Here is a 10,267-nt window from a genome sequence, read left to right on the forward strand (position 1 = left end):
CCTAAGTGGCCGTTACCGCAGGAATGGATATGTACGCGGTAAGCTTCAAGATCCGGGTCGCCTATCAGTCCGCTTTCGCGAGCAAGCCCGCTCCCACATTTGGATGGTGGTGTGGCAGATGGATCTGCTGGGCCTGGAATACCGCTATCGCAGGCAAGCCAGCTCCCACAGAGGACATGTGAACGCAGGTTCATTGCTCCGCTCCCGGAGCGCCCGCCTTGGCCTCTTGCTGAGCCTGACGCCGCTGCAACTGCTCCCGATCAAACCCCTCGATATACACCTGCGCCGCCCGCCCAACCGGCGCCGCCATCGCTGGCCCGGTGGCCCGCCCCTGATTCAAATCCTGGCGCTGCTCCACCATCTGCATCAAATTCAGATTATTGGCGCAGCCTAACGGCAAGGTCGCCTTGAAATCCTCGTCCAGTCCAATCTCGTCCTTGGCCGGCGGCTGCTGGCACTGGCTTGGCACCCCGTCCGCCTGATACTGCGGCGAGTAATACACCGGCGCCAGATGCGTCTTGCAGCCCACCACCAACAGGGGCAAACACATCAACAAACGCGAAACTTTCATGTCATGCCCCCTCATCAATTCATGTAGAAACCAAACGCCCCACCACTGCGCGGCCCCGCCGCTGCGGCGGTCGCAGGCTGCGCATCCAGCGGCGTGGCCAGGGTGCGACTGCGCACCGGCTCCACCAGGTACGGCGTAATCAAAATCACCAATTCGGTTTCATTGCGCTGAAAACGCTTGGAGCGAAACAGGTTGCCCAGGATCGGCAAGTCCCCCAGCAACGGCAGCTTCTCGATGTCCTGGCTGCTCTCACGCTGGAACAAACCGGCAATCGCAAACGTCTGCCCGCTGCCCACTTCCACCCGCGTATCGGCGCGGCGCACACTGAACGACGGCACATGGAAATTGCCGAAATCCACCGTGCCGCCACTCACCACACTGCTGACCTCAGGGCGCACTTGCAGGGCGATCCGGCCGTTGGGCAGCAGCGTCGGGTTGAACAGCAGCGACACGCCGAACGACTTGTATTCGATCCCCACCAGGTCCCGATTCACCGGTACCGGGATCGCCACTTCGCCGCCCGCCAGGAAGCTCGCGGTTTGCCCGGTCATGGCGGTGATGTTCGGCTCGGCCAGGATTTGCAGGATCCCGTTGGCCTGCAACGCGTCGAGCATGCCGTCGATATTGGTATTGCCCGAACCGCTGCCCGCTGCCGCCAGGCCACCGGCGGTGGCGGCGGCCAGCGGTCCGCCGGTGATCAGGCCAAAGGAGAACGTGCCGTTGCTGAACATGGCGTTCCAGTTAACCCCGTAATGCAGCAGTTCCGAGCGGGACACTTCAGCAAAGCGCACACGCAAGTTGACCTGGGCGGCACCGGCGTACTCAGTGGTGTTGACCGCGCTCTGGAAGCCCTGGCCCTGTGGGTTGAGCAAGGCATTCAAATCCGTCGCTTCTCCAACCGAACGCACCGTGCCCTTGGCGATCAATCGGTTACCGGCACCGCTGATCTGCGCGCCATTGCCGGGATGCAATTCCTGCATCGGCGCAGTCACTGCCTGGGTCGCGCTACTGACCGCCAGGCTCAGGCTGGCAAGCTGTTTGCCGTCGCTGCCAAGGGCAATCAGGCTGGTATTGCCCGGCGCCTTGCCGAAGATATAGATCACCCCGGGCGACACCACTTGCAGGTCGGCAATCCCCGGCTCGGCCACCAGTACCGACTCCACCGGGGCCACAAAATGCAGGATCCGGCCTTCACCGGAGGCCAGGTTGATAGACCCCTGGACACCGTTGGCGATGTCCTGGGCACTGCAGAAAAACGAGGTCAACGTCAGCAACAGCAGACAAAAACGGATCATGAGGCAGACGCCAGGGAAGTGACGGAAGCCGCGGCAGGTGCACGGCGGTTGGAGATATCGGTAAGGCTGATGGTCACCAGCGCTTGCAGGTTGTATTCGGTGGCCAGTTCGCGAAACGACAACACCGCCAGCTCCAGCTCACCGCGCAGTACCAGGCGCCGCAGGCTGCGGCGCAGTTCCGGGTGCACCAGCAATACCGCACTGTTGGCTTCAGTGGTTTTGTCGCAGGCCTGGCGCAGTTGGGCGAGCAACGCGCGGTTGACTTCCTCGGGGATCACTTCACGGCTGGGCTCCTGGCGACGCAGAGACGCACGCAACTGGTCTTCCAATCCCGGCGCCAGCACCAGGGCGCCAATCACCCGATTGCGGTCGGCGTACTGATGGCTGATCTGCCGCGCCAACCCTGCACGCAGGTGTTCGGCCAGGCGGCCGGCATCGGTTTCCCGCGCGCCCCACTCCACCATGGCTTCGAGCAAGGCCCGCTGATTGCGGATCGACACGCCCTCGCCCACCAGCAGGCGCAGGGTCTCGGCCACCCGCTGCAACGGCACCAGGCGCAGGGCTTCCTTGACCAGTTCGCCGTAGGTGGCTTCGGTGCGTTCGAGCAGCAGGCGGGTTTCCTGGATGCCGAGGAAGTCCGCGGCATAGCGGCGCAGGCTGCGTTCCAGCACGCCACGCAGGACTTCGTCCGGCAGCAGGAAACCGATGCCGGCGTTGCGCAACGCGTCTTCGTGCTGACGCTCGATCCAGTGCGCGGCACGACCGTTGAGGGGCGAATCGGCTTGCAGGGTGGCGATGTCCAGCAACTGCACATGCACCGGATCGTCCTGCAACAGCAGGCAGTTGATCGGCATCTCGCCTTCGCTGACGGGTACGCCTTCCAGTGACACGCGGTAGCTGCCCGGCGTGGCCTTGGCGTCCATGTGAATGCCCGGCACCGGCATATCGACGCCGAGGTCGCTGCGAATGTCGTGACACAGCGCTTCGATGCGTTGGCTCAGTAGCTGGCGCGGGGCGCTGAGGGCCAACGCACTGCCGAGGGTCAGCAATACCCGAGTGTCGGGGGCCACGCCATAATCCTGCTCGGCCTGCACTTCAACCACCGGTTCCAGGGTCTCGACCAGCGCTTCAGGCTCTACCTGGTTTTCACGGGTATGACGGCGGTACATCACGAAGGCCGCACCACCGAACACCAGCGACAACCCGAGGAACACCCAGGTCGGAAAGCCCGGTATCACGCTGACGCCCACCATGATCAATGCGGTCAAACCGAGGGCGCGGTAGCTGGCACCCAACTGCTTGAGAATCTCGCTGCCGAGGTCACCCGCTTCGCCGTCGCTGTTGACCCGCGTCACCACGGTGCCCGCCGCTACCGAGATAAGCAGCGCCGGGATCTGTGCGATCAAACCGTCGCCCACGGTCAGCAGCGAATAGGTGTGCACCGCCGCGCCGAAGGCCATGTCGCGCTCGATCATGCCGATCAGCATGCCACCCAGCAGGTTGACCGCGAGGATCACCAACCCGGCAATCGCATCGCCCTTGACGAACTTCATCGCCCCGTCCATCGCGCCGAACATCTGGCTCTCGCGCTCCAGGCGTGAGCGCCGGCGGCGGGCTTCGGCCTGGTCGATATCGCCGTTGCGCAGGTCGTTGTCGATGCTCATCTGTTTGCCGGGCATCGCATCCAGGGTGAAGCGCGCCGCCACTTCCGCGACCCGCTCGGCGCCCTTGGTGATCACCACGAACTGCGCCACGGTGATGATCAGGAACACCACCATGCCCACCACCACCTGGCCGGCAATCACGAAGTCACCGAAGGCCTTGACGATATGGCCGGCGTCGCCGTGCAGCAGAATCAAGCGGGTGGTGGTGATCGAAAGCGACAGGCGAAACAGGGTGCTGAGCAGGATCAGCGGCGGCAGCGCGGAGAATTCCACCGAGTGGCCGATGTAGAACGCCACGATCAGGATCAGGATGCTCAGGGCGATGTTCAAGCCGATCAGCATGTCCACCAGGTAGGTAGGCAGCGGGATGATCATCATCACGATCGCCATCAGCATGAACGCGACGATGATCACGTCGGTACGCTGGGCGGCCATGCGCGCGATGCCGTTCAGGCGATTGAGCAGGTTCATGGCGCGGCTCTCCGTGCAGCGAGGTAGCGTTTGAAGCACTGGCGCGCTTCGTCCTTGCGTTCGCCGTACCACAGCGCCCGGGCACGCAGCAGCAACAGGCTGGCAGACTCACCCTCCAGCGCGACCAGCCGATCCAGGGCCGCGAGTGCGCGGGTGAAGTCGCCGCTGTCGGTGAACGCCAGCACCAGCGAGCGCAACAGTTGGCCATCGTCGGGCGCGACACTCACGGCAATCAGCAACATCACCAGCGCGCGCTGGGACTGGCCGTTGCGCCGGTACAGCTCGCCAATGCCCTTGAGCAATTGCACCGCGTCGTCGTTGTCCCGGGGCATCAGGCCTGGACCTCCGAGCGTTGTTGTTCGAGGGTGCGGCGCATCTCGATTTCCTCGCTGATCAGGTCATGGGCCAGCGCCTTGATCTGCGGCTCGGCGTCGAGGTTCGGCAACAGGTGCTGCATCACGTGTTCCAGCAGTTCCAGGGAACGTGCGCTGCCGAACAGCAGCGAGTCGACACCAGCGGCGCTGGTGAGTTCTTCCAGGTCACTGCGCAGGGAGCGGCGGGACTGGACCTTGCGGGTTTTCAGCAACGCTTCGAAAGCCGTGGCCTGACGCGAGTTGACCGGGCGGATCGCCTCGACCGGCGCGCTGCGCACGTCACTGGGAATCAACGGACGGGGTTCGACTTTCATCCCGGGGCCTTAGCTGAAAAAAGCAGCGTCATAGGGTGAAGGTGAAGCGTTCTTCGCCACGGGCGAGGATCACCTGGTTGTTCTCGATGCGCTCCAGTACCCAGTTGTCCGCCAGGGCCGCGCCGGGGTACAGGCGCTTGCCGCTGTCATTGATCACGTAGGGGTTGGCGCCGAACCACACGGCTTGAAAGCGCACCCTTGGCCGGGCCGCATCTGCACGCACGGCGACCCGCGGGTTGAGCACGATCTGCTGGCCGTAACGCTGGTCGAAGGCTTGTTGCAGGGCGACCCATTGAGGCTTTTGCGCGCGCTCAAAGGAGCCGACGGCGTTGAGTTGGCCATCGATGTCGTTGACCTTCACGGCGTCCAGGTGGGCGGCCTGCAATTGCCCTTCGAACCAGGCCTTGGCCTCGGCACGGGAAGGCTTGGCTGCGGTTGTTTCGGCAACCGGCATTACGGTTTGCGCTTGCGGTGGATCATTGCGAAATGCCAGGGCGCCGGCGCATACAAAGAGCAACGCTATGGCGATGATCCAGGGCGTTAATGTGCGTGTCGTCGCAGGCGTTTTTTCAGGGCTGCCCGGCAGCGCCAGGCTCACACCCGCCGTGCCGATACGCAGTTGCAGCGGCAGCCGCGCGCGATGGCCGCTGCCTTGGGGAATACGGATATCGCCGGCAGTGCCGGTGATCAGTACATCGCCGCCGAGGGCCTCGACGGCCACCTGGGCCCCTTCAAAACGCAGGCGCAGGTGCAACTCGGCAATCCCGGGATCGCTGAGCTGGAGGTCGGCCGCCAGGGCGGCGCCAAGGGTGTAGACCGGCTGGTCGAGCATCAGGGAACTGCCCTGGTGCAAACCGTGGGTCACGAGCAGGGTCGGCGCGCCGTTCGCGGCGGGCAGGCCCAGGGAAATCAAGGCTGTCATGGTTGGGTTTGCCCCCTTGAGAATCACAGGCCGCAACGACGCCTGTGCCGATCAACAACGGTGCAACGGGGTAAGGCAGGTATACGGGCAGCGCCGGCGCTGCCCGCATGGCGAATCAGTTCTGCGGACGCTGTTTGGTGGCGTCGAGCTCTGCTTTTTTCGCGGTGCTGATCTCGGTGATCTTGGCCGACTTCTCGATGGCCATGTTGAAAGTTGCTTCCATCTTCGCGATAGCGTCGTCGGCGCCGCCTGCACTTACTGGTGGAGTAGTAGCCATGTTCAATCTCCTTGCATCGATAGGGAAGTTAAGCCGCATGCAAACCGAAACAAACTCCCAGCGTCAGACAGTGAGTTGGCCATGCAGCCGTCGGTTTGCATGGGAACCATACTACTCACGAACAAAACGCCTTCGCTGTGAAAGCTTGTGAAACGTTCATGGCAGGTGCTGTGAAAAATCCGGCTCAACATGCCGTTGAGAAAATCTCATCGCCGCGCGGGCGTGGAACTTTTGTTAAAAAACCAATACACGACGAGACCCAATGTTTACGGGGGGCACAACCTGAAAAACGAACCAACTCGAACAATTTACGAGCCCGTTACCCCTGGGTAAAAACGTTGATCACTCAACAATTCCAGAAAATAAATCCGACAACTTCACACTTTTAACTAATAGCCATTTGCCCAACTTTGCAGATATTTCCATTTGTAACAAAACCGACTTGATCATCGCGTTTGATAGCTCGGCGCGGGTTAACCCAATAACACTTCGCAACTTTCGCCCGCCCCAGTTAGTGCACTTGCACTAAATATCGACTGATATAAAACAACTTCCAGGTGATCTATGACTGCGATCCCGAATGGCCTTGACCCTGCCGACAACAAAGGCCCGGATGGCTCCCGGAGCACGTTCGAAAAAGCCCTGTTCACCGCCGTCGACAAGCCGGTATTCGACCCCTCGAAAATCCGCGGGCCGTCCATTCCGCTGCCGTACCAGAACGTGCAGGCACCGGTGAACAACAGCATCACCTACACCCCGCTGGGCAGCGACAAACCGGTGACCCTCAAGCAGATCGACAACCCCAGGCTGTTTGAGCAATTGGTCAACCAGTACAACGCACAGCAAAGCGACGCGACCCTTGAGAAGAATCTGGCCGACAGCAAAGGCGCCGGCTACAAGGAGGCAGACGCCAGCACCGTGGCGCCTGGCCTGGGCAACTACAAGGCGATCGGCAGTACCACCGAATTGGGCCCGGGACTGATCCGCTACGAGACCAGTGCCGGCGACAAAATCGTGGTCAGCCAGAAGGAAACACCCGCGCTGTTCGCCCAGGTCAGCGGCGACTCGGCCAAGCTCTTTGCGATCAATGCCAGCCAGGCCGAGGGCTACCGCCTGGCCGGCCCCATGGAAACCATGGACCCGGCAGCGAATATCGGCCCGCCCGAAGAAGTCGGCCCGGGCCTGATTCGCTATACCACGGCGTCGGGCGACAAGGTGATCGTGTCCCAGGACATCACCCCCGCGCTGTACGACCAGGTGGCCAAACTGTATGCCGGCAGCACCGGCGCGGCGGGCGCCTCGGACACGTCCTGGATCGACACCTCATCGTTTGGCGTGTCGGGTGCCAAGGACTGGGACACCATCACCGGCAACACCAGCGGCACGCCGACCAAGGAAGAACTCGACCTGAACCGGCCCAAGGCGGCCGCGCAATTGCTCTCGCAAAACTGGGACGCCTGGGGCCTGCATGGCGCGCCGATCGACTTCGCCAACCCACCCACGACACTCCCCCCCGAGGCCCAGGCCGTACTCAAGTACGTGGCCAGCAGCCCGAGCCTGATGGCCGCGCTGGATACCGGCGGGCGTGGCAAGGCCGACAATGTGATCACCCATTCCGATGTCGACCATTTCATCGACAACGCCGGCAAGGACCTCGGCGCCGCGTCGAAATCCTATGGCAGTTTCCTCGGCAGCAAACCCGGTGACCTGGCCAAGGCGAATGCCAAGTCGGCGGCAATCCTGATGGCCAACGAGAGCCTGGCCGCTGGCGCAGGTCCGGCGATGCGCCCCGGTGACGCCAACCAGCGCAGCAACGACGGCATGCTGCGCAGCGACAACCTGCAAGCCTTGGGCAGCGATTCGGCCCTGAGCACCGAGCTGACCGGCGCGGCGGCCATGTGGTCCAGACCCGGGATGTTCCACGCCCTGGAAACCGGCGGCGACAACCCCGCCACCGGCAAGTCGGACGGCATCGGCACCCGCGACAACATCGGCGCCTGGCTCGAAAAACAGGCGCCGAAAACCGACAGCGACACCCTGACCTTCCTCGACGGTGCCGCCACTCGTGATGCCGTCGCCGGCGTCGACACCTCGGGCCTGACCGCCGACATCCTGGCCAACCCGCAGAACTACAGCGGCGAACAGAAAGCCGCGGTGCTGGTGCAGTTGACCGATGCACAAACCCGCCTGCTGGTCAGCGACTACGTGCCCCACGCCGGGTTGATGGACAAGTACACCTCGCCCCACTACGGCCTGAACCCCAACGAAGACAAAATCAAGGCACAGCTGCAAAGCGGCATCGAAACCCTCTCGGCCGACCCGGACGTGCAAGGCTTCCTGCAAAACAATCGCGGCCCGGCACTGGCCGACATCGTCGACAGCAACCCGGCGATGAAAGTCGCGATGCAGAACTACTACACCGACGACATCGAGACCGGCAAAAACCTCACCGACAATCTCAACGCCAAGGACCAGAACGGCAAGCAGATCGACATGGGCATGGGCCTGCAAAACGCGGCCAACGATACGACCATCGCCAACCTGGCGCTGGGGGGCAACGGCCATGTGGACCTGACCGGTATCGCCGACAAGGCCGGGCAAAGCGACAACATCCAGCAGTACTACAAAAACCAACTGGTGACCGGCAAGGCCTTTACCGACGCGGTGGCCGGCGGCATGGACCCCACCGTGGCGGCCAGCAGCTTCGCCGCCAGCACGGCCTCGGCCCAGGCCTTCCTCGGCGACAAGGCCTCGGCGGATGACGCCGCCACCTTGCAGGTGAATTTCAACGAAGCCCTTGGCGACGCCCTGCTCGGCGGCGCCACCACCGACACCCTGAACATCACCCTGGGTGACGGCAAGGGCAACTTCGACGAAGCCAAGGTCACTGCCGCGATCAACGACGCCCAGCAAAAAGATCCAGAGATGTTCGTCACCTCGGATGGCGGCAAGATCGACCCGGCGCAAGTGGTGTCGATGCTGCGTTCGGTATGGGACATCGGGCGCCAGGGCAACAAGATCGCCGACGCACTGCCCAAGGCCATCGAAGGCATGAAGTTCGGCGACGTCAGCCCGGCATTCAAGCAAGGCCTGTTGCACATCGGCAGCGCAGTGCTGATGAGCGGCGTGCTGATGGCCCGTTCGGCCAGCGGCAGCAACACGCCGGTGGCGGACGCGAACCGGGTATCCGCCGGGCTGCAATTTGCCGGGCTGTTGATGGAGGGCGGTACCAAATACGCCAAGGAAGCGGGTTACGGCATCACCTGGGTCAACCGCCCGGATGGCGGCACCATCGGTGACTTCCCCGGCAAGGTGCCGGTGGGCAAGGGTCCGCTGAGTCCGCAGCAAATCGCCAACCTCGGTGCGGCCGGCAAGATCATCGGTTCGGCGGGCGGGATTATCGGCGGTGTGATCGGGGTGATTGGCGGTGTCGACTCGTTGAAAAAAGGCGACTACCTGAGCGGCAGTTTCTCGGTGGCCACCGGCGTGCTGGGTACGGGTGCGGCGGTGGCCGGGTTGGTGGAAGCCGGGGCAGGGTTGTACGGGGCCACGGAAATCGGCGCGGTGGCCGGGACCATCAGCGGGATCCTCGGCGGGGCAACGGCGATCCTTGGCGGGATCGGCAGCGCGTTCCTGCCCTTCGCCCTGGCTGATGCCCATGGCAAGGCGCAGGACGCGTTCTATGGCCAGCTTGCGCCGGTGCTCAAGCAATACGGCTTGACTGGCGGGCCTACGGAGCCGGGTGATTATCCTGAAGACCCGATCCCGGCGATCAACACCTGACCTTCCCTTGCAGCCTTGCGCGAAGGGAGCCGCGCGGGGTTGTGTTTTTGAACATGCACAAAGGTTAATCACATGACGTATTCACACCGCGGCCACCTTGAAGACAGCGCTATTGAAATCCACTTTGGCCCTTATCAACTGCTGCCCCGACGTCATCTGCTGCTGAAAAACGGTGAGCCGGTGAGCCTGGGGAGTCGGGCCCTGACGTTGCTGATTGCCCTCGCTTCGCGGCCTGGTGAGCTGTTGGAGAAGACCCAATTGCTGGACATCGCCTGGCCACGGTTGGTGGTGGAAGAGTGCAACCTGCGGGCGCAGATCAAGGCGATCCGCCGGGCGTTGGGGGATGATGATTCGGTGTATATCGCGACGGCGACGGGCCAGGGGTATCGGTTTGTTGCGCCGACCTGGGTGGAGCGTGGGGAGCAGAAAAAGCCGGTGGTGTTGGGGGTTTATAGCTGTCGCCGCTGTTTGGGGGGTGAGGTGAAGCCGGTGTTCGGCGTGCGGCAGGAGAGGCTTAACAGTTGAGGGGGATTTGGATCGGGGGCATATCCATTATTTGGGTGATGGCTTATATCGGTTCCGCTCTTACAGCGGCT

The 10,267-nt window shown here is 62.9% G+C and carries 9 protein-coding genes; 2 read left to right on the forward strand and 7 right to left on the reverse strand.

All coding sequences use genetic code 11. From position 1 onward, the window contains the following. Nucleotides 1–190: 190 nt before the first annotated feature. The 7 genes from HYE77_RS30650 to HYE77_RS30680 form a co-directional block, all read right to left on the reverse strand. The gene (locus tag HYE77_RS30650; protein WP_003207261.1) at nucleotides 191–571 is read right to left on the reverse strand and encodes a hypothetical protein; all 381 of its coding nucleotides are present in this window, start codon (nucleotides 569–571) and stop codon (nucleotides 191–193) included. Nucleotides 572–585: 14 nt separating this feature from the next. Next, a complete protein-coding gene (locus HYE77_RS30655; RefSeq protein WP_003207263.1) occupies nucleotides 586–1,866 on the reverse strand; it encodes a type II and III secretion system protein family protein in 1,281 nt (426 codons plus the stop codon). Next, nucleotides 1,863–4,001, reverse strand: coding sequence for a type III secretion system export apparatus subunit SctV (sctV, locus tag HYE77_RS30660; RefSeq protein ID WP_008433174.1), 2,139 nt, complete (start codon nucleotides 3,999–4,001; stop codon nucleotides 1,863–1,865). Before sctV ends, HYE77_RS30655 begins: the two co-directional genes overlap by 4 nt. Then, nucleotides 3,998–4,333, reverse strand: coding sequence for a lipopolysaccharide assembly protein LapB (locus HYE77_RS30665; protein WP_087694813.1), 336 nt, complete (start codon nucleotides 4,331–4,333; stop codon nucleotides 3,998–4,000). The genes sctV and HYE77_RS30665 overlap by 4 nt, the downstream gene beginning before the upstream one ends. Beyond that, nucleotides 4,333–4,689, reverse strand: a complete 357-nt coding sequence (locus HYE77_RS30670; RefSeq protein ID WP_003207269.1) for a hypothetical protein — start codon at nucleotides 4,687–4,689, stop codon at nucleotides 4,333–4,335. Before HYE77_RS30670 ends, HYE77_RS30665 begins: the two co-directional genes overlap by 1 nt. Before the next feature lie 28 nt (nucleotides 4,690–4,717). Beyond that, nucleotides 4,718–5,611, reverse strand: a complete 894-nt coding sequence (locus HYE77_RS30675; protein WP_177070351.1) for an FHA domain-containing protein — start codon at nucleotides 5,609–5,611, stop codon at nucleotides 4,718–4,720. Between the two features lie 115 nt (nucleotides 5,612–5,726). Beyond that, nucleotides 5,727–5,888, reverse strand: a complete 162-nt coding sequence (locus HYE77_RS30680) for a hypothetical protein (protein WP_003207273.1) — start codon at nucleotides 5,886–5,888, stop codon at nucleotides 5,727–5,729. Nucleotides 5,889–6,452: 564 nt separating this feature from the next. Here HYE77_RS30680 and HYE77_RS30685 point away from each other — a divergent pair. Together HYE77_RS30685 and HYE77_RS30690 are read left to right on the forward strand one after the other, a co-directional pair. After that, nucleotides 6,453–9,671 (forward strand): type III effector HrpK domain-containing protein, encoded by a 3,219-nt coding sequence (locus HYE77_RS30685; RefSeq protein ID WP_003207275.1) that lies wholly within the window; start codon nucleotides 6,453–6,455, stop codon nucleotides 9,669–9,671. Between the two features lie 72 nt (nucleotides 9,672–9,743). After that, nucleotides 9,744–10,196 carry a winged helix-turn-helix domain-containing protein gene (locus tag HYE77_RS30690; RefSeq protein WP_087694810.1) on the forward strand — a complete coding sequence of 151 codons (453 nt, stop codon included), beginning with the start codon at nucleotides 9,744–9,746 and terminating at the stop codon, nucleotides 10,194–10,196. Nucleotides 10,197–10,267: the final 71 nt, after the last annotated feature.

Origin of the sequence: Pseudomonas sp. IPO3774 (genome assembly GCF_013386835.1) — a bacterium.
In the GTDB taxonomy this organism is placed as follows: Bacteria; Pseudomonadota; Gammaproteobacteria; order Pseudomonadales; family Pseudomonadaceae; genus Aquipseudomonas.

Coding starts and splice junctions, on each gene's coding strand:
- HYE77_RS30650 (WP_003207261.1), bottom strand. CDS start 571: ATGAAAGTTTCGCGTTTGTTGATGTGTTTGCCCCTGTTGGTGGTGGGC.
- HYE77_RS30655 (WP_003207263.1), bottom strand. CDS start 1,866: ATGATCCGTTTTTGTCTGCTGTTGCTGACGTTGACCTCGTTTTTCTGC.
- sctV (WP_008433174.1), bottom strand. CDS start 4,001: ATGAACCTGCTCAATCGCCTGAACGGCATCGCGCGCATGGCCGCCCAG.
- HYE77_RS30665 (WP_087694813.1), bottom strand. CDS start 4,333: ATGCCCCGGGACAACGACGACGCGGTGCAATTGCTCAAGGGCATTGGC.
- HYE77_RS30670 (WP_003207269.1), bottom strand. CDS start 4,689: ATGAAAGTCGAACCCCGTCCGTTGATTCCCAGTGACGTGCGCAGCGCG.
- HYE77_RS30675 (WP_177070351.1), bottom strand. CDS start 5,611: ATGACAGCCTTGATTTCCCTGGGCCTGCCCGCCGCGAACGGCGCGCCG.
- HYE77_RS30680 (WP_003207273.1), bottom strand. CDS start 5,888: ATGGCTACTACTCCACCAGTAAGTGCAGGCGGCGCCGACGACGCTATC.
- HYE77_RS30685 (WP_003207275.1), top strand. CDS start 6,453: ATGACTGCGATCCCGAATGGCCTTGACCCTGCCGACAACAAAGGCCCG.
- HYE77_RS30690 (WP_087694810.1), top strand. CDS start 9,744: ATGACGTATTCACACCGCGGCCACCTTGAAGACAGCGCTATTGAAATC.